Source organism: Natrinema versiforme (assembly GCF_005576615.1).
Classification (GTDB): Archaea; Halobacteriota; Halobacteria; order Halobacteriales; family Natrialbaceae; genus Natrinema; species Natrinema versiforme_A.
Map to the genome: position 1 here is coordinate 186,819 of NZ_CP040332.1, position 17,939 is coordinate 204,757.

The 17,939-nt window shown below is 62.4% G+C and carries 14 protein-coding genes and 3 pseudogenes; 7 read left to right on the forward strand and 10 right to left on the reverse strand.

Annotated elements, in window-relative coordinates; all coding sequences use genetic code 11:
- Positions 1-47: 47 nt before the first annotated feature.
- From FEJ81_RS21855 to FEJ81_RS21895, 9 genes are all read right to left on the reverse strand, one after another.
- A complete protein-coding gene (locus FEJ81_RS21855; RefSeq protein WP_138247319.1) occupies positions 48-473 on the reverse strand; it encodes a universal stress protein in 426 nt (141 codons plus the stop codon).
- 59 nt (positions 474-532) lie between these two features.
- Positions 533-1,558, reverse strand: a complete 1,026-nt coding sequence (locus FEJ81_RS21860) for an NAD(P)-dependent alcohol dehydrogenase (RefSeq protein ID WP_138247320.1) — start codon at positions 1,556-1,558, stop codon at positions 533-535.
- 168 nt (positions 1,559-1,726) lie between these two features.
- A complete protein-coding gene (locus FEJ81_RS21865; protein WP_138247321.1) occupies positions 1,727-2,863 on the reverse strand; it encodes a UxaA family hydrolase in 1,137 nt (378 codons plus the stop codon).
- Positions 2,863-3,177 (reverse strand): UxaA family hydrolase, encoded by a 315-nt coding sequence (locus tag FEJ81_RS21870; RefSeq protein WP_138247322.1) that lies wholly within the window; start codon positions 3,175-3,177, stop codon positions 2,863-2,865. The genes FEJ81_RS21865 and FEJ81_RS21870 overlap by 1 nt, the downstream gene beginning before the upstream one ends.
- Positions 3,174-4,361, reverse strand: a complete 1,188-nt coding sequence (locus FEJ81_RS21875; RefSeq protein ID WP_138247323.1) for a UxaA family hydrolase — start codon at positions 4,359-4,361, stop codon at positions 3,174-3,176. The genes FEJ81_RS21870 and FEJ81_RS21875 overlap by 4 nt, the downstream gene beginning before the upstream one ends.
- A gap of 178 nt (positions 4,362-4,539) precedes the next feature.
- On the reverse strand, positions 4,540-5,844 hold the full coding sequence (locus FEJ81_RS21880) for a TRAP transporter large permease (RefSeq protein ID WP_138247324.1): 1,305 nt from the start codon (positions 5,842-5,844) through the stop codon (positions 4,540-4,542).
- Positions 5,837-6,403, reverse strand: a complete 567-nt coding sequence (locus tag FEJ81_RS21885) for a TRAP transporter small permease (protein WP_138247325.1) — start codon at positions 6,401-6,403, stop codon at positions 5,837-5,839. Before FEJ81_RS21885 ends, FEJ81_RS21880 begins: the two co-directional genes overlap by 8 nt.
- A gap of 53 nt (positions 6,404-6,456) precedes the next feature.
- Entirely contained in the window at positions 6,457-7,353 is an 897-nt protein-coding gene (locus FEJ81_RS21890) for a TRAP transporter substrate-binding protein (RefSeq protein WP_138247483.1), read from the reverse strand.
- Positions 7,354-7,577: 224 nt separating this feature from the next.
- Complete coding sequence (locus FEJ81_RS21895) at positions 7,578-8,366, reverse strand: SDR family NAD(P)-dependent oxidoreductase (RefSeq protein ID WP_138247326.1); 789 nt, start codon at positions 8,364-8,366, stop codon at positions 7,578-7,580.
- 149 nt (positions 8,367-8,515) lie between these two features.
- On the opposite strand from FEJ81_RS21895, the gene FEJ81_RS21900 reads away from it, so the two are divergent.
- Both FEJ81_RS21900 and FEJ81_RS21905 read left to right on the forward strand, forming a co-directional pair.
- Positions 8,516-9,475 carry a mannonate dehydratase gene (locus FEJ81_RS21900; RefSeq protein ID WP_138247327.1) on the forward strand — a complete coding sequence of 320 codons (960 nt, stop codon included), beginning with the start codon at positions 8,516-8,518 and terminating at the stop codon, positions 9,473-9,475.
- Positions 9,476-9,649: 174 nt separating this feature from the next.
- Positions 9,650-10,423, forward strand: a complete 774-nt coding sequence (locus tag FEJ81_RS21905) for an IclR family transcriptional regulator (protein ID WP_138247328.1) — start codon at positions 9,650-9,652, stop codon at positions 10,421-10,423.
- 14 nt (positions 10,424-10,437) lie between these two features.
- Here the strand turns inward: FEJ81_RS21905 and FEJ81_RS21910 are convergent, their stop codons facing one another.
- Complete coding sequence (locus tag FEJ81_RS21910) at positions 10,438-11,181, reverse strand: SDR family NAD(P)-dependent oxidoreductase (protein ID WP_138247329.1); 744 nt, start codon at positions 11,179-11,181, stop codon at positions 10,438-10,440.
- Positions 11,182-11,381: 200 nt separating this feature from the next.
- Between FEJ81_RS21910 and FEJ81_RS24015 the strand changes: the two are divergent.
- From FEJ81_RS24015 to FEJ81_RS21940, 5 genes and pseudogenes are all read left to right on the forward strand, one after another.
- Positions 11,382-12,181 (forward strand): annotated as a pseudogene (locus FEJ81_RS24015) (hypothetical protein); the annotation flags it as partial.
- A 338-nt stretch (positions 12,182-12,519) separates the two neighbouring features.
- The gene (locus FEJ81_RS21925) at positions 12,520-13,491 is read left to right on the forward strand and encodes a D-2-hydroxyacid dehydrogenase (RefSeq protein WP_138247332.1); all 972 of its coding nucleotides are present in this window, start codon (positions 12,520-12,522) and stop codon (positions 13,489-13,491) included.
- Positions 13,492-13,821: 330 nt separating this feature from the next.
- Positions 13,822-14,457: pseudogene (locus tag FEJ81_RS21930) on the forward strand (IS6 family transposase).
- Positions 14,444-15,185 (forward strand): annotated as a pseudogene (locus FEJ81_RS21935) (IS6 family transposase). Before FEJ81_RS21930 ends, FEJ81_RS21935 begins: the two co-directional pseudogenes overlap by 14 nt.
- Positions 15,186-16,695: 1,510 nt before the next feature.
- Entirely contained in the window at positions 16,696-17,868 is a 1,173-nt protein-coding gene (locus FEJ81_RS21940; protein WP_138247333.1) for an MFS transporter, read from the forward strand.
- Positions 17,869-17,939 lie beyond the last annotated feature (71 nt).

Sequence of the window (17,939 nt, forward strand, 5' to 3'; positions counted from 1 at the left end):
CGTCCTCGCCGGTCGCGGTGACACCGACATGCTGGTGGAGAGAATGGTTACTCGGCCCCCGTAACCGTGACGACCGGCCGCTCTGTATTCAGGAGGATCGACTGTGTCACGCTGCCGAACAGCGCCTTCCCGGTGGGGGACCGCGACCGCCCGCCGAGGACGAGGTAGCGGGCGTCGACCTCGTCGGCGTACCCGACGACGGATTTGTTGGGGTTCCCGACCCTGCTGACGACCTCGTGGTCCCCAATGACCTCGTCAAGCCCTGCCGTCGCCTCGGCCGCCGCGGTCGCCTCGATGGACCCCGAGTCCGTCTCCCGCGTACTGGACTCCCGCTCGACACGTCTCGTGTACTCGGTCTCCTCGATGACGTGGACGAGGTGGAGTTCGTCGCCGAACGCCCTGGCCAACTCGTCCGCCTGCATCGCGACGTCTCTGGACCCGTCGGAGCCGCTGATGGCTGCCACGATAACCATATTCATTGGGGATAGCCGTTCGAACATAAATGTTCTCCCTCCGAGGCTCGACCCGCTGCTCAGTCGACTGAGATCACGCCTTTGACAACGTCCGGCTCCGCGGCCCGCTCGAACGCGTCACCGATCCGATCGAGCGGGGCCTCGAAGTCGATGATCCCCGCTGCGTCGACGACGCCGCAGTCGAGCATGGATATCGCGGTCGGGTACGTATTCGCGAAGCGGTAGCTCCCGCGGACATCCAGCTGCCTGCGGACCAACTCGAACGTGTCGACCGGCACCTCAGCCTCGGGGGCGAGGCCGACGAGCACTGCGGTGCCGCCGGCCCGCGGCACGTCGAGTGTCGCTTCGATGGCGGGCGGTGCACCGGTCGCCTCTATCGCGGCGTCGACGCCTCCCCCGAACGCCTCCCGGACCGCCGCGGTCACGTCCGCCTCGCGGCTGTCGACCGCGAGATCGGCCCCGCGGTCCACGGCCCGGTCGAGCTTCGACTCGACGACGTCGACGACCGCGACATCTCCCGCGCCGGCCGCCCGCGCGGCGTCGGCCGTGAGGAGCCCTATCGGCCCCGCGCCCATGACTAGCACCGAGTCGCCCACGCCTATCTCCGCCCGGCGGACGGCGTGGACACCGACGCTCAGCGGCTCACAGAGTGCGCCCTCCCGGGTCGGTACCGAGTCGGGGAGGGCATACACGTACTCGGCCGGCCAGGCGACGTACTCCCGGAACGCGCCGTTCGTCCCGGGCGTCGCCATGAACGCCACGTCCGGACAGAGGTTGTACGCGCCGTGCCGGCAGTGCTCACACTCCCCGCAGGGGACGCCGGGCTCGACGGTGACTGCGTCGCCGACAGCGAGGCCGTCGACGGCCGCCCCCGTCTCGACGACGGTGCCCGCACTCTCGTGTCCGAGCACCAGCGGCTCGTCGACGACGCGGTCGCCCATACGGCCGTGCTCGTACCAGTGGACGTCCGAGCCGCAAATTCCCACGTCGCTCACCTCGACGAGCACCTCGGACTCGCCGGGCGACGGTCGCTCCCGTTCGCGCAGTTCGAACAGCTTCGCCCCGACGAGCTCCGCCGCTCTCATCCCGTCCACCTCAGACGCGCCCGTGTCCCGTCGCCGCTTCGCCCCGGCCAACCGTGGCTGGCGGAGAAGCGGTCCCCTGACTGCCGTTGCTGTCCCGAACGCTTCGGTACCTGACTCATCGTCATACACTCGACGGGCCCGGCTATTAGGCTTTTGGACCCGGCGACCTCACAGCGACGGGCCGACCCGGTTTATCGCGAACGCCGTCAGCCCGTGGGCCTCGCTCGCCGTCCGGCCGCCAGCCGCGACCCGCAAAAGCTCCGACAGCAGTTCGTCGGAGTCGGCAGTGCGGGCGTCGACATCGATGTCGTCGCCAAGCGCTGCCGCCGTCGTCCCGTCACCGGTCACCTTCAGAATCGGGACGACCGGGTGGCCCGTCGTGATTCCGTCGGCCGTGACGTGGACGACGACGGACGCGCCCGCCGCCGCGAGCGCGGTCGCGGCCTCCTCGAACCGCGAGGGTGAATCCACCAGCGCCAGCCCCCCGTCGATGGTCGCCCGACCGCCGTAGGGGACGAACTCGGCTACCTCGGCGTTCCCCCACGTTCCGACCACCTCGTCGAACTCGGCTACCTCGGCGCGGCGGGCGACCCGCTTTGCGTTGCTGGGCCGCCCTGCGTCGCGGTCACCGGCCGACCGCGTCGCTTCGGCGACCGCCGGACTCGCCGCGCGGTCGGCGGCCGCGTCGCGGTGGGGCACGAGCCGCTCGGTTCCGGCGACGACGACGCGCGCGCCAGCGTCGACCAGCGCGTCGACGGTCTTGCCGACGAGCGGGTCCGCCACTTCGCTGCTCGACGGGGACAGGTCCGAACTCACGACGCCGACTGTCAGGTCCGCGAGCGCCGCGTCCGTCCGGTCCGCCGCGGCCGCGGCGTCGGCCAGGTTTCCGGTCGCCTCGACGCCCGCGTCGAGCGCCGCCTCGGTTCCGCCGGCGTCCTGAATGGCCGTCTCGCGGACCGGTACGCCGTGCTCGCCGATCCGCTCGGCAAACGGCCCGCTCTGGAGGTGTTCACAGCCCAGCCCGACGACGGTCGCGCCGGTAACGTTCGGGTTGCGGGCGAGGTTCAGAAGCGTCCGCTCGGTCTGCTCGTGGTCGGCCCCGATCTGGCCGCAGCCGTGGTCGTGCGGGACGCAGACGGCGCGGTCGCTCGCGTCCGCGACCCGCTCGGCGACGACGTGCGAACAGATCACCGACGGCACGACGAGAACCCGGTTCCGCACGCCGACGCCGCCGTCGTCGCGCCGGTAGGCGTCGAACCGCTCGCCGAGGGCCGCGGGTTCCTCGCGCCCTTCGGGGGACGACATCAGGCCACCTCCCCGTCCTCCGCGGCGCGGTCGCCCCGCCCGCGCGTGCTCTCGCAGTTGTGCGTGTGCACCCACTCGCCGGGAGTGATCGGCTCGACCGCCTCGCCAACCGTCTCGCCGTACTTCACGACGGCGTCGCCCCGCTCCAGGGGCACCAGCGCGACCTTGTGGCCGAACGGGACGGCCTCCGCGAGCTCGACCATCTCGCCGTTGTACGGTAGCTCCGCGCCTGCTTCCAGGTCATCGATGGCCGTGACGACGTTGTCCGCGTCCGCCATGTGCAGGCCGACCTCGCCGAGGACGGTCCCCTTCATGCGTCCCCCCGGAGCTCCGCCAGTTCGTTCGGCTGCAGTTCGTTGATCGCGAACTCCTCCAGCCGGCGCTGCTCGGCAGCGGTCCGCTCGCCGCTGGCCACGCGCAACAGCGTCTTATACACCCGGTCGCCAACCGACTCGATCGGCTCGCCGTCGATGACGGTGCTCGCGTCTACGTCCATGTTTGACGCGAGGCGGTCCGCAGTCTTCGGGTTCCCCGTCACCTTGATCACCGGCGCAAGCGGGTTCCCCGTCGTCGACCCGCGACCCGTCGTGAAGGCGATGACCTGCGCCCCGCCGGCGACCTTGCCGACGACGCTCTCGATATCGTACCCTGGCGTGTCCATCAGTACCAGTCCGCCGCCGACCGGGAGGCGCTCGGCGTAGTCGACGATCCCCCGGATCGGCGTCGTCCCACCCTTCGAAATAGCCCCCAGGCTCTTCTCCTCGATCGTCGTCAGCCCGCCCTCCTGGTTCCCGGGGCTCGGCTGTGCGCCGCGGAGGTCGACGCCCATCAGCTGTGCCGTCGACTCCCGGCGCTCGACCCGGTCGAGGAGCCGCTCGCGGACATCCGCGTCGGAACAGCGCTCCGCGAGGATGTGTTCTGCGCCGATGAACTCGGGCGTCTCGGAGAACGTTGCCGTGCCGCCGTCGGCGACCAGCCGATCGCAGGCTGCGCCGACGGCCGGGTTGGCAGCGATCCCGCTCGTCGCGTCGGAACCGCCACACTCCACGCCGAACACGAGTTCGCTCGCGTCGCGTTCCTCCCGACGCGCGTCGGCGATCCCTGACCAGCACTTCCGCGTCAGTTCGACGCCTGCATCGAGCGCCGCCTCGGTCCCGCCTGCCTCGCGGATCGAGAGCGTCTCTACGTGGCGGCCGGCCGCTGCGATCCCGTCCGCGACCACCTCGGCGTCGACCGTCTCCGGACCCAGACCGACGACGACCGCCGCGCCGACGTTGGGGTTTCGCCCCACGCCGGTCAGCGTTCGCTCTATCTGCTCGCGCGCGCCGTCCGGAGGGTCGATCCCCATCTGGTGGGGCGTCGCCCGGATGTGCTCACCGGCGCGGTCCGCGATCGCCTCGGCGACCGCCGACGCGGCGACCGACGTGGGTATCACTGCGACGTAATTTCGGACCCCGGCGGGGCCGCTGTCCCGTGGGTATCCCTCAAACGTTGCCATAGACAAGTCTCTACGACGTGGATAAAAAAGCGTTTCCGTCGGTGCAACCCCGATCATAGGGATCCAGGAGGCACGACTGGCGACTCGAGGACGCGGCCACTCAGATACGCAGTCGGACGACCCACCCCGAGACGACGAATGGTGCGAAAGCGACCGCGACCAGGACCCGACGCCGCCGTCAGGTGCCTAGCAGCTCGGTCGCCGGATACGTGACGATCTCCGGGACGAGGATAGTGAGAAGCAATACCAGGAGAATCGGTATGTAGTAGGGTAACACGCCCTTCATCGCCTCCTCCAGGCTCGCGTCGGTTACCTTCTCCAACACGAAGAGGATGACGCCGAACGGCGGGGTCAGCAGGCCCAGCATCAGCGTCAGGATCATCACGATGCCGAAGTGGAGCGGGTCAATCCCCGCGACGTCGAGGATCGGCATGAAGATCGGCACGAGGATTGTGATCGCGGCGATCGTCTCCATGAACGTCCCAACTACCAGCAGGAGCGCGACCAGCAGGAAGATCACGACTGACGGGTCGTTCGAGAAGTTCGTGATCGACTCCGCCATCAGGATCGGCAGCTGAAGCTGGAGCGCGACCAGCCCGTACAGCGACGCGATGCCGACGATGAATGTCAGCGAGAACGTCTCGACCATTCCGTATTGGAGTTCCTCGAACAGCCCCCGCAGTGAGAGCTCGTTGTAGACGAACATCCCAAGGAGGACGGTGTAGACGACGGCGATTGCGCCCGCCTCGGTGGCAGTGAACGTCCCGGTGAGGATCCCCCCGATGATGAGGACCGGGGCGAACAGCGGGAACACTGCTTCCTTCAAGCACTGCCACGCCTCAGAGAGATCGAAGGTGTCCTCCGTCTCGTAACCCCGTAGATAGACGAACAGGAAGACGAGCAACATCAGGAACACGCCGATGAGGATCCCCGGGAGGATCCCGCCGAGGAACAGCTGGCCAATCGACTCCTCGGCCAGCACGGCGTAGATGATGATCGGGACGCTCGGGGGAATGATTGGCCCGATGATTGCCGAGGAGCCGGTAACGCCCAGCGAGATGTCCTTTTCGTACCCCTGGTCGCGCATCGCGGTGTACTCGACGCGACCGAGTCCCGCGGCGTCCGCGACGGCGAGGCCGGACATCCCCGAGAAGATCATGCTGGCGACGATGTTGACGTGTGCGATGCCGCCCCGGAACTGACCGACGAAGGCGTTCGCCAGGGCGAAGATCCGCTGTGTCATCCCGATGCGGTTCATCAGCCGCCCTAACAGGAGATAAAACGGGATAGCGAGCAGCGTGAAGCTGTTGAGCCCGTACAGCAACTGCTGGGCTATCAGCCCGTAGTTGAGGCCGCGCCCGTACGGCGAAACCATTATCACGACGCACGTCGCTCCCATGGCGATCCCGACCGGGACGCCGAGCGCGTACAGCACCAGCAGCAACCCGAGGAACAGGGCGCCGATAATAAGCAGTTCACTCATCGGCTATCCCCTCCTCGAACTGGCCGCTGTCGGTTCCCTCGGTCCGCATCGCGAGGAGTTCGCGGGCCAGGCCCACGAAATCGATCACTGCGTAGATCAGCATCACTCCAATCCCGATACCGATACCGAGGTAGAGGTGGCCGGACGTGACGAAGCCGATCCCGCCGATCGACGTCGTCCAATCCTCGACGGTCGTGATGACCGTTCCCTCCAGTGCGATCCAGAGAAAGCCGATAATGATCAGTTTCCCGACCACCTGAACCAGGTAGCCGAGCCATGGCTTCCAGTTCGTGAGCCGGTCGAGCAGGAACCGGATCGCGATGTGTTCGTTGTTCCGGACGGCGACGGCGGCACCCAGATAGGTCGCGACGATGAGCACGAACCGCGCCGCCGGTTCGGTCCAGTGAAGGAAGCCGAACGTGGGGAGATTCAACAGCCGAATGAAGACCTGCAGTGTGGTCAAAATGATTGTGATCGTAAACAGCGCCGTCGCGCTGTACAGGACAATCTTATCGAAAAGCCGGTCGCGCTTCAGGTCAAGCGATTGGTCGATTTCCATTGTAAATGAAACGGTGGGTGTCTCGGGTGGTTATCTGTACGATTGCCGCCGTCTCACATGTTCTGGACGGTTTCCCAGTCGAAGGCCCACGTGTTCTCGAACAGCTGTTCGACCGCCGGTGCCGCCTCCTCCTGGAACGCCTCTACGTCGACGTCTTCGACAATCTCCATGCCCTCCTCGGCGAGGCCCTGGATCAGTTCCTCCTCGCGGGACTGTGACTGCTCGGCCGCCGAGGACGTCGCCGATTGGCCGACCTCCATGATCATGTCCTGATAGGTCTCGTCGATCCCCTGGTAGAACGTATCGTTGATGTAGATGTTCCCATTGGCGATTAGGTGCTCCGTGAGGCTCAGGTGGCTCTGGACCTCGTAAAGGTTGAAGGAGCTGATCTGCTCCGCCCCGCCCTCGGAGGCGTCTGCGGTTCCCTGTTCAAGCGCGCTGTACAGCTCGTCCAGCGCGACCGGTGTCGGCGACGCACCCACTTCCTCCCAGATGGCGACCCACGGGTCGAGCTCCGGCAGACGGAGATTGGTCCCGTCGACGTCGCTCGGACTGCGGATCGGTGTGTTGGACGTGAAGTTCCGCGCGCCGCGGTAGATCTGCTGGCCGATCGGGCGCTGGTCGCCGTTCTCGACGAGCGCGTCGTGGGCCTCTTGCATCTCGTCGCTTTCCAGCACCGACAGCAGCTGATCGTAGCCCGAGAGGACGAACGGGCACCCGAAGAACCAGTACTCGGGCGCGAACTGGAAGTACGGGAAGCTGCCCGCGGCGTGAGCCTCGACGCCGCCTTGGCTAACGACCTCACCGATCTCGTCCTCGGACCCGTACGACCCGCCGGGGCTGATCTCGACGGAGATGTCGCCGTCCGACTCTGACTCGATCTCCTCTTTGAACGTTTCCGCGGCCTGCACAAGGATATGGCCGGGTTCGAAGGTGCTTGCGATTGTCATCTCAACGCCGTCGCCGCTGCCGCCGCCGAGGTCCCCAACCATTGAGCAACCGGCCGTGGCCGCGACTGCGCCTGTACTGAGTCCCTTGACTAACGAACGTCTACTGAGCCATGGATTACCATCTGTCATGGTTACCTATACTGGTTCATCGTTAATTATAAAAAACTTTTCCCTAGGGCGAATGTCTCCGGATGTGACCCGGATTCCGAAGCCGTTCACCCGAGTTAGGCACGTTCCTCGTGATACCGCCAGGCGTCGGATGTCCAGCCGCCGTCGGCGCACAGCACTTCGCCGGTGACGTACGTGTCGCCCTGGGCGAGAAAGCCCACACAGTTCGCCATCTCCTGGACCGTGCCGTACCGGGCCATCGGCGTCCGCCGCCGGATGTCGTCATCGGTGTACCCCGCCGACCCCTGGGTCTGATCGGTGATGTCGGTCTTGATGAATCCAGGGGCGAGCGCGTTCACGGTGACATCCTCCGTCGCCCACTCGACGGCGAGCGTCCGGGTGAGGTTGATGACGCCCGCCTTTGCCGCGCAGTACGGCGCTCGCATGTGAAAGCCCATTTCTCCCATCATCGACGCGACGTTGACGATCGACCCGCCGTCGGGCTGTGACAGCATCTGGTGGCCCGCCGCCTGGCAGCCGATGAACACGCCGGTCAGGTCGACATCTATCACCCGCCGCCAATCGTCGAGATTTATCTCCTCGGCCGGGCCGAGCGTCGTCATGCCCGCGTTGTTCACCATCACGTCCAGCGACCCGTAACGGTCGACGGTCGCCTCGACCATCGCCGCCACGTCGTCCTCGTCGCTCACGTCGGCCTGCACGGCGACGGCCTCCCCGCCGGTGTCAGTTATCTCGTCGACGACCGCCTCGGCCCGCTCCTCAGAGGAGCGGTAGTTGACCACCACCGACGCTCCCCGGTCCGCGAGTTCGGTCGCGATGCCGCTGCCGATTCCTCTCGATGCACCCGTGACGATAGCCGCCTCTCCCTCGAACGTATCGCTCATTCGTGGTCTGTCAAAGACTCGCACGGCATGGTATTTCTATCTTCCCCTGTCCGCGCCGTTCCACGTGGTTGCCGACCCGAGCCATCAGCTGTCCGGCAGCAATCTACCCAAAAGAAAGCTATTTATTTGTGGTTCCAGTTCGTGGTCCTATGGTCGACCTAGCGGTAGTCCTACCGCCGCAACCTGACGATAGATGGAAGCTTGCCAAGCAGATGGGCGTGGACAACGCCGTGGTACACACCCTGGAGATCGGCGACGACAAAACCGACTGGAGCTACCACGAACTCCAGCATCTGAAAAACTGGTACGAGGACGCCGGGCTGGAGGTCGGCGTCATCGAGGGCAGCGTCCCCCTGACCGACCGCATCAGGCTCGGACTGGAGGGCCGCAACGAGGACATCGCCGAGTTCAAGAAGTTCATCCGGAACTGCGGGCGCCTTGACATCCCCGTGGTCTGCTACGACTGGATGGTCGGAATCCGGTGGGCGCGGACGGAGGCCCACGTCGAGGCCCGCGGCGGCTCGCTCGTGACCGCCTACTCCGATGACAGGATGCACCGGAACGGGGCGGAGCAAGCAGTCGACGCCACGCGCGAGCAGATCTGGGAGGCGCTGGAGTACTTCCTGCGGGAGGTGACCCCCGTCGCGGAGGAAGCCGGGGTGAAACTCGGCCTCCATCCCGATGATCCGCCACGTGCGTCGCTCGGCGGCGTCCCGCGGATTGTCAACAGCCCCAAGGCGTACCAGCGCGTCCTTGACGCCTACGACAGCGAATACAATGGTATCACGTTCTGCCAGGGGAACTTCGCGGCGATGGGCGTCGACATCCCCGCAACGATCCGCCGGTTCGGCGACCGAATCAATTTTGTCCACTTCAGGGACGTGGACGGAGACGCCGACGACTTCGTCGAGACGTGGCACGACGACGGACCGACGGACATGCTCGCGGCGATGGAGGCCTACCAGGACGCCGTCGACGATGACGTGGTGATGCGGCCCGACCACGTCCCGACGATGGTCGGCGAGGACAACTCGAACCCCGGCTACCACACCAAGGGCCGCCTCTTCGCGGTCGGATACATGCGCGGCCTTCTCGAACGAACCGCATAGGGCCGCGCGGCGACCCCGACCGTTCGGACCCCGTGGTGCAGCCATGCTTTTTCGTTCCTGGTCCCGAACAGCCTCGCAACCGGCATACTATAATGATTGTTCGAGTTGGTCTTGTCCAATAGTGTTGGATGGGTTTCAAAAATAATATTGTGGGGTAGTACGTCATACTCACACATGGGTAGGAACACGGGAAACAATCCGAACCGAATCGGGGCAGTCAAGAATCTCTTCGAGGTGGTCGAGGGGATGGAGGAGTTCGGCGGCTGTGGCGTCCGGGAGTTGGCCGACTACATTGATGTCCCAAAAAGCACGGTCCACATCTACCTCAAGTCGCTGGAGGATGCCGGATACGTCGTGCAGCGGGACGGCCAGTACCAGCTCAGCCTTCGGTTCCTGCAGGTTGGTGGTCAGGTCCGGCACAACAACGGGCTCTACCAAGTCGGCCGCAACGAGATTGACGAACTGGCCCAGGAGACGGGCGAGGTCGCGACTATCGGCTGCGAGGAGTGTGGTTACCGGGTGATGCTGTACCGGACAGAACCGATAGGTGCCATCTTCAACAACGCGCCGACCGGCGAGTACACTCGGATGCACTGGACGGCGCTCGGCAAGGCGATGCTGTCCCAGCAGTCCGACGAACGAATCGGTGAGATCATCGAGGAGCACGGCCTCCCGCAGGCGACGGAACACACTATCGTCGACCGCGATGCGCTCCAGGACGAAATCGAGACCGTCCGGGAGCAGGGGTACGCCATCGAGGACGAAGAGCGCGTCAACGGCGTCAGGTCGGTCGCCGTACCGGTGAGCAGCGAAGGGGTGACCGCCGACGCCGCCATCTCCGTCGCCGGGCCGAAACACGACTTCGACGAGGATCGCATCGAGAACGAGCTCGTCCCGGAGCTACAGAACACCGCGAACGTGATCGAGCTCAAGACGAAACACTACTGATCAGATCCGGCCGCTCACGCGGTCGACCCGCCGTCGATGTGGACCACCTCGCCGGTCAGGTAGTCCGACCGGTCGGCAGCGAGATACGCTGCAAGGCCGCTGATATCCTCCGGCATCCCGAGGCGGCCGGACGGGATCCCCGCCGCGCGCTCCTCGACCCACGACGGGTCCCGCTCCCTGACGGCCTCGTTCATCGACGTCTTCGTCGTCCCTGGGGCGATCCCGACTACCGAGACCCCATCCGGCCCGTAATCGACCGCGAGCTGCTGGACCGCGGCGTCGAGGCCGCCCTTGCTTGCACAGTACGTCGGCAGCTCCGGGACGCCGACCGACCCCGCCTCAGACGAGACGTGGATCAACGTTCCCTCAGTCTCCATCAGCGAGGGGAGGACGTGCTTGCTGACGCGCAATGCACCGAGGAGGTTCACGTCCACCACCCTCGTCAAGTCCGCCTCGTCTGCCTCGTGGAGCCGACTCCGGGCGATCGTCCCCGCGCTGTTGACGGCCACGTCTATCGGCCCCAGCGCATCGACGGCCGTCGTCACGGCGTCCGCGACGCTCGCGTCGTCCCGAACGTCGCACTCGACCGCGACGCAGTCGGTCGGCAGCGACTCGACGAGTGCCTCCAGGTCGCCGACGGAGCGGGCCAGCGCCGCGACGTTCGACCCCCGCTCGGCGTACTCCTCGGCGATTTTCTTCCCAATCCCGTGGCTTGCCCCGACGACGAGCGTCGTCTTGTCGTGCAGGTCTTCCGACATTACCTTCGCGTGTGTCCCCCATCCGAATAACTCCTCGGGTGGCCACGGATCCGGCTGCTGAGACGGGGTGTCCAATCATTTTAGACAGGTTTCCATAGGGCGGTTCGGCGAACGTGACGGCGCTCCGTGGGGAACGTCGACCGCGACCGATTAGTTGGTGTGGCGGACACATTTATCACCCACCCCTCGATCGATGCGGTATGAACCCGGAGAACGCCGCGAGTCACCTGTCGATACCGGCAGACATGATACTCAAAGCGTGCGGCGACCCGCCCCTGCCCGAGATGGGCGTCATCGAACAGGTGTGGGAAACGGACCCGGTCCACTCGAGGAGACGGCCGAGACGGTGTGGCAGGCGGTTCACGACCTACCGTTCGAGGGCGTCCCCGACGGCGGCGAGATCGTCCTCAGCGATGAGAGCCGCAGAATCTCGAACCTGGCGGCCATCGTCTCGGACGTCGCCGACGCCGCCTCGGCGGCCGGCTACGAGCCTTTCGTATTCCCCGCGATGGGCAACCACAGCGGCGCGACCGGCGAGGGATAACGGAAGATGTTGAACGAGCTCGGTGTGCCCGAGGACGCCACCGACTATGAGATTCGGTTGAGCATCGACGTCGTCGAAGTCGGCCGGACCTCGAACCGCGACGTCCCGGTCGTCGACGAAATCGCCATTGTCGAGAACCAGCACGACGACACGGCGTTTGTCGAGTGCGTCCTACCGAGCAGGTTCCTCGACCGCGAGGCGGAACTTCTTGGAGACGCGTACGACCGTACCCCGACGCTCCGTCGATGGGCTCGATGTCGTCGTCTTTGACCGGCAGGGCAAGGACATAACGTCACGGGGAGTACGATCCGCAGCGTGCGACTCCCGCCGGTCGTGGAGATGGACCACGCCGGCCTGGTCGCGGCGCTGTCGACGATAGGCGCCGTCCCGGATGCGGACCGAGTGCTTCGCGCGGACGATACGATGCACCTCCACCGGCTCTACGCCTCCGCCGCGCCGTCGCTTCTCGACTAGGCCGTTGTTCGAACGCCGTGTGGCAGCCGCGGCAGACCAGATTCCTGGGCGTAGATTCATCGATAACTGGAGGCTACGTAATCAGTGGGCTTGATGGCCGGCGGTTTCCGGCCTCGAACTGTGGGTGTCCGACGAGTTATTACCCGTCATGGAATCCGGTCTCCGAAGTATTCGACCCGCGGAGCGTTGTATTACATCCATATAGTTGTAAGATAGAGGAGTCTCGGTGTACAAGACAATTGGACACCAAACACGAGAAACGGATCGGTCCCGGTGGGGAAAGGAATTTGTGCACGCTCGTCCAGCATCAGGACGCACTCATGAGTACCATCGACGTACTGGTCCTTCGAGCCGGAACCCACGGGATGCCGGCGGGAGACTACGCGGCCGAACTCCGTGACCGGCTACCGGACCACCGAATCGAGGTAGCGACGACGCCCCAGGAAGAGCGGGCGCTCGCGGTCGAGGCCAGGGTGATCACCTCGACCCACTTCGACGCCAATCTGCTTGACGACACGCCGGAACTGGAACTGTTCGCTGGCGTCGCTGCGGGGTACGACCACCTGCCGCTCGACGCGCTGGCCGGGCACGGAGTTGCCGTGACGAACGCCTCAGGGGTCCACGCCCCCAACATCGCCGAACAGGTGCTCGGCTATATTCTCATGTTCGCCCGGGGGTTAGACGAGGCCAGGCGACGACAGGAGCGACGCGAGTGGCGACATTACCAGGCCCGCGAGATCAAGGATAGCACCGTCACGATCGTCGGCCTCGGAGCGATCGGCAAAGCCGTCGCGAACCGGGTCACGGCGTTCGACGTGGACACCATCGGCATACGCTACACGCCCAAGAAGGGCGGCCCGACCGACCGGGTGATCGGGTTCGACGACGCGGACTTCCACGACGCGCTGGCCGATACCGACTACTTGGTCGTCGCCACGCCGCTGACGGAGACGACGCGCGGACTGGTCGGTACCGAGGAGTTCGAGACGCTGCCGCCGGACGCGTACCTCGTCAACGTTGGCCGCGGTCCGATCGTCGACACCGATGCGCTCATCGTCGCCCTCCGGAAGAACGCCATCGGCGGAGCAGGGCTGGACGTGACGGACCCCGAGCCGCTCCCCCACAATCACCCGCTCTGGCGGTTCGAGAACGTGACCATCACGCCGCACAACGCCGGGCACAGCCCGGCACACTGGGACCGGCTGGCGGACATCGTCGCTGGGAACGTCCGGCAGCTCGGCGACGGTACAGCCCCCGTTGACCTGGAGAACCTGGTTCGGTCCCCGGAGTGAGCCGCACCCGGACCGCCCTCTCGTCGGGGAACAGCGTCGTAGTTGGCAGCCAACGGGGGCATTCATCACCTGTCCCTGCCGGCGCATGCTCCGAGAGACTCACGGACCGTTCGGTTTAATTGATTGGGTTTGTCAGGTTTGGCGATTAATTGGAGGTACTGTCTAGTTAAGCCAGATTGAGAAGTAAGCGGGTCGTAATGTTGATTTGTTTTATGCTTTCAGACCTGCTCAACGAGAGCTATGAGGGGGGCTTAGAAGAATATTGGGAGAACGAGCGGGGTGCTGTTTCGTTAAGTGTGAAAAGTGAGGCGGCACGATTTTGTAATATCCATGCCAAAAATCGACCGCCTTAGCGGGTGTAGCGACTGATCGATTTGAGTGTTGCGGGGGTGAGAGCGGATGCCCTGCCAGCTACTGGAGCTCGGTATTCGGCTCCATCTTGCATACCTCTCGCTTTCGAATACCGTTCGAGAATTAGAGATGTTCGGTGTCGAACGCAGTCGAAAGGTAGTCCACGATTGGGTTCACAAGTGCGATCTCCAGCCGGAAGATGACGCGAAGCCAAATCACGTCGCGCTCGATGAGACAGTGATTCAACTCGACGAACATCGGTATTGGGTGTACACTGCTGTTGATCCGGAAACGAACAAAATTCTCCATATACTGCTGTATTCGACGACTACGACCGCGTTGACAGAACGGTTTCTGCAGGAACTCACTGAGAAACATGTCCTCGACGATACCGTGTTTCCCATCGATGGAGCAACACATCTCCAGACTGCACTCCGTCGCTCTGGACTCCGATTTCGATACGAGGAACATGGAAATTGGACCGCTTCTGAACGTGTCTTTCGTGAGACAAAACAACGAAATTCTTCGTTCTCAAACTGCTTCAGTCACGCAAAACCATCAACAGCAGAGTCGTGGCTCCAAGCCTTCGCCGTCTGGCAGAATGCTACAAACTAAATACGACCACGAGCGGACGGCGACGCCTGTTAGGGCGTTCGCCGTCCACCTCCACCAAACCGGTTTTTGCTTCAGGAGACAACAATGATTCTTGCTGAATTAGGTGTTGAACGCTCTCACGGAGCGGTCTGGAACTGGGTTCATCGGCTGGCTGACAGCGGACGCGACCCGCCGACGTCCACGAGAGCGGAGCTCTCGTGCGGCCCATCAGACTTCGCGTTCTGAGGACGGCATCGCCGTCGCGGGTCGCTGTCGACGAAACCGCTGTCAAGATCAATGGTGAGTGGTCTTGGTTGTACACTGCAATAGACATCGAGTCAAAGTTGAGTCTTGACGTTGCATTGTTTAGTCGTCATGGGACTGATCCGGCGGCTGCGTTTCTGCAGAAACTCCGCGAGAAACACGGTCTCTCCGATGCTGAGTTTCTCGTCGATCCATTCGGCTATCGGACTGCCCTCTCTCGAGTCGAACTAAGCGGTCGGGACAACTATACCGACCGATACCTCATCGAAAAGTGGTCTCACACCCTCAAAATGTGTATCGACCGCTTCCATAATTCGTGGGTGGGCAGTCGGCCGAGCGTCCGCGAGTGACTTGAACAGTTCGTGCACTACTACCATCAAAGACCGCATCAAGCTCTCGACGGAAACGTGCCAATCGAGGAGGTTCAGAACTATACAGTGTCCTCTCCGAGATGGTCTCATAATTCTGGTTCCAAATCCAATTAAATAAGATTTTTAATAAAATGGGATTGTTCCGCACGGACACGACACAGAATGATGACGGACCCGTAATGAACCGCCTGCTAGAGAGCGCAGAGACAGTTCATGTGCTGGACCTATGGACCATCAGTCGTCTAAGAATAGATCGAAACGACGGTCAAACGACTCTGAGCAGTACATGAGGATCACTTGAAGACCAATCCGAGATCAGTTGAGTTCGATAATCGGCAGGAGAAACTCTCTGAAATCAAAGAGAGCAGCACTGAGTACCGGAAGACCTAGCAGTGTTTCGAGACAACTAGCGACGACGTGCGTCGGAGCGATCTAATCGGATAATTGATATATGGAAAGAAAACTCTCACCGACGAAATCGACGATTTGAGACCGAAGAATACAGTGATATTCTCGAACGGCACAAGGAGATCAATAAAATTGATCACCAGGTGTACAAACGTGACGAAATCGAGGCGGAAATTGTGACTATCGAGAACCGACTCAGCGACCGCGACGATTTCGAAAACCGTCATGAGGACGTTACCAACGAACTGATCGAGTTCCGAACGTGGACGATCAGATCGAAGCAAATGTAGTTGAAGCATTTAATAAATATCTAGAAAATCTCTGTGAGACGCCCGGTTACGGCAACTTCGATCGGATTTAGATAGAACGGTCCACCCGCGAGGGGCACTGAACGGTCTCGCAGTCATCATTCGCAGCACTGGCGATGTCGCGGCCTATGAGGACACAATCGAGCACCTGAGCAAAGGTAATGAAGTGATTAGCCTCGTATTCGCGTTAGTGAGGTATATCGTTCACGATGTCTACAAGATGGTTCCGTTCCTACTCCCCGACTCTCTCGAGGCGATCAACTCGGAACGGATCACAGCGCTCATCGTGTACTTCGGATCATACGTTTCCTAATTTGTCGTCGCGTTGCTGAATGAAGACGTGCAGGTGATCGACGAAGACCACAGCCTCGTCACAAACATCTGATCGGCAGAGCCGCGACTGATGCTGTTTCTGCCAACGCGCTATTCTGACCACGAGACATAGATATATGATAAACTTACTTCCAACTCGTGTAATCACTCTGGTTTCGATATCCAGTAGAATAAGGCTTTTACAACGGTATGGATGTAAATAGAGTCCTACTGTAGTTGAGAGGGTTCAAGCAGAGAATTGATTCTGATACCTCGTAAAAGAGGCAAGTGAATTCCCGAGGAGGGAACGACTCTTTTGATTTCCCTATCACAGTCGAACCCCGATTTCTGATTCCGTATTCAGTATGTTACCATCCCCCACTGTTTCATCCATGGATTAATCATGATTTCACCAATGCTTTATCTATTTTATATGAAAACGAACCTGTTCTCGTAACCTGTCTTACTCACGGGGAGAGTTACCCGTTCCCCTATCGGGAACTCTGTCAGCCCTCGGAGCGTTTCGTCTTACCGTATTTGCTCCTAAATCTTCCTCAATCGAAATTCATAGGGTAGTCAAGCCGAAGGTGGGACATGTGAACTCGCGTCATGCACACCGATCGCTGGCTCTCTGTACGTTAGCCTTCATGGTAACGATGGTCGCGCGACTGGCGATCAGTCCTCTGGTTCCAGCGATCACTGACGAATTTTCCGTCTCGAACGGTGCTGTCGGCTTAGCATTGTCACTTATGTGGGCGATGTACGCGCTCATGCAGTTTCCAAGCGGCGTCCTCGGCGAGCGGCTCGGAGAGCGGAAGGTGATTCTGTCCGCGATCGGGCTTACCGGCGTATCGAGTCTCTGTATCGCGATCGCACCGGCATACGGTTTCTTCGTGCTCTTCGTCAGTGTTCTCGGCGTCGGCGCCGGCCTCCACTACACGGCCGCGACGACTTTTCTAGCGAAACAGTATGACGACATCGGCAGTGTAATCGGGATCCACGTCGCTGGAAGTCCAGCTGCGGGGCTTATCGCACCCGCTGCAGCAACGGGAATTGCCGTTCGGTATGGATGGCGGGCCGGAATTTTACTCGGAACCGTAATGGCTGTGCCAGTTTTTTTCCTCTTTGCGAGCCGAATTCGGCCGACCAGCCCGGAACGACCCGACGAGCCACTGTGGAACCGGTTTACGTTCTCGACCGTCAGCGACCTTCTTGCGAAACCGTCTGTCGCTTTCACAACGAGTCTCGCGTTCCTCTGTGCGTTCACATGGCAGGCCACCGCGTCTTTCTTACCCACTTTCTTTACCGAGGGACAGGAACTCTCACCGGAAATCGCGAGCGGATTGTTTTCTCTGTACTTCCTCGTCCACGGGATAACACAGCCGGTGCTAGGATCTCTTTCGGATTATGCAGGGAGGAAACCGACTACTGCACTCTCAATGGCTGCGGGGGTAATCGGTTACGGCAGTATACTCGTCGGAGATGGCCTCCCCGTCTACGCCATCGGTGTCTCCTCCATTGGTCTCGCTATGAGTTGGGGTGCGCCACTCCAGTCACGGCTCATAGACCTCTTCACAGAAGCCGATCGTGGCGCAGGATTCGGTCTCGTCCGAACGGTGTACATGGTAACGGGAGCATCTGGTAGCCTGGTCATCGGCCTGCTCGCCGACCTCTACGGCTGGACCGTCTCATTCTCACTTCTCGCTGCAATCATGGGAGTGGTCCTCATCGCGCTCGGCAGTAATCGTCTGTTCAAACTCGGTCTCTAACAGCTCTTGAGGTCTTCTTCCTCGAAGCACCGTCGACGATGTGTGTGATTTGATTCCCCACTCGGGAACGG

Coding starts and splice junctions, on each gene's coding strand:
- FEJ81_RS21895 (WP_138247326.1), bottom strand. CDS start 8,366: ATGAGCGATACGTTCGAGGGAGAGGCGGCTATCGTCACGGGTGCATCG.
- FEJ81_RS21890 (WP_138247483.1), bottom strand. CDS start 7,353: ATGACAATCGCAAGCACCTTCGAACCCGGCCATATCCTTGTGCAGGCC.
- FEJ81_RS21870 (WP_138247322.1), bottom strand. CDS start 3,177: ATGAAGGGGACCGTCCTCGGCGAGGTCGGCCTGCACATGGCGGACGCG.
- FEJ81_RS21855 (WP_138247319.1), bottom strand. CDS start 473: ATGGTTATCGTGGCAGCCATCAGCGGCTCCGACGGGTCCAGAGACGTC.
- FEJ81_RS21905 (WP_138247328.1), top strand. CDS start 9,650: ATGGGTAGGAACACGGGAAACAATCCGAACCGAATCGGGGCAGTCAAG.
- FEJ81_RS21900 (WP_138247327.1), top strand. CDS start 8,516: ATGGTCGACCTAGCGGTAGTCCTACCGCCGCAACCTGACGATAGATGG.
- FEJ81_RS21865 (WP_138247321.1), bottom strand. CDS start 2,863: ATGTCGTCCCCCGAAGGGCGCGAGGAACCCGCGGCCCTCGGCGAGCGG.
- FEJ81_RS21910 (WP_138247329.1), bottom strand. CDS start 11,181: ATGTCGGAAGACCTGCACGACAAGACGACGCTCGTCGTCGGGGCAAGC.
- FEJ81_RS21880 (WP_138247324.1), bottom strand. CDS start 5,844: ATGAGTGAACTGCTTATTATCGGCGCCCTGTTCCTCGGGTTGCTGCTG.
- FEJ81_RS21875 (WP_138247323.1), bottom strand. CDS start 4,361: ATGGCAACGTTTGAGGGATACCCACGGGACAGCGGCCCCGCCGGGGTC.
- FEJ81_RS21885 (WP_138247325.1), bottom strand. CDS start 6,403: ATGGAAATCGACCAATCGCTTGACCTGAAGCGCGACCGGCTTTTCGAT.
- FEJ81_RS21925 (WP_138247332.1), top strand. CDS start 12,520: ATGAGTACCATCGACGTACTGGTCCTTCGAGCCGGAACCCACGGGATG.
- FEJ81_RS21860 (WP_138247320.1), bottom strand. CDS start 1,558: ATGAGAGCGGCGGAGCTCGTCGGGGCGAAGCTGTTCGAACTGCGCGAA.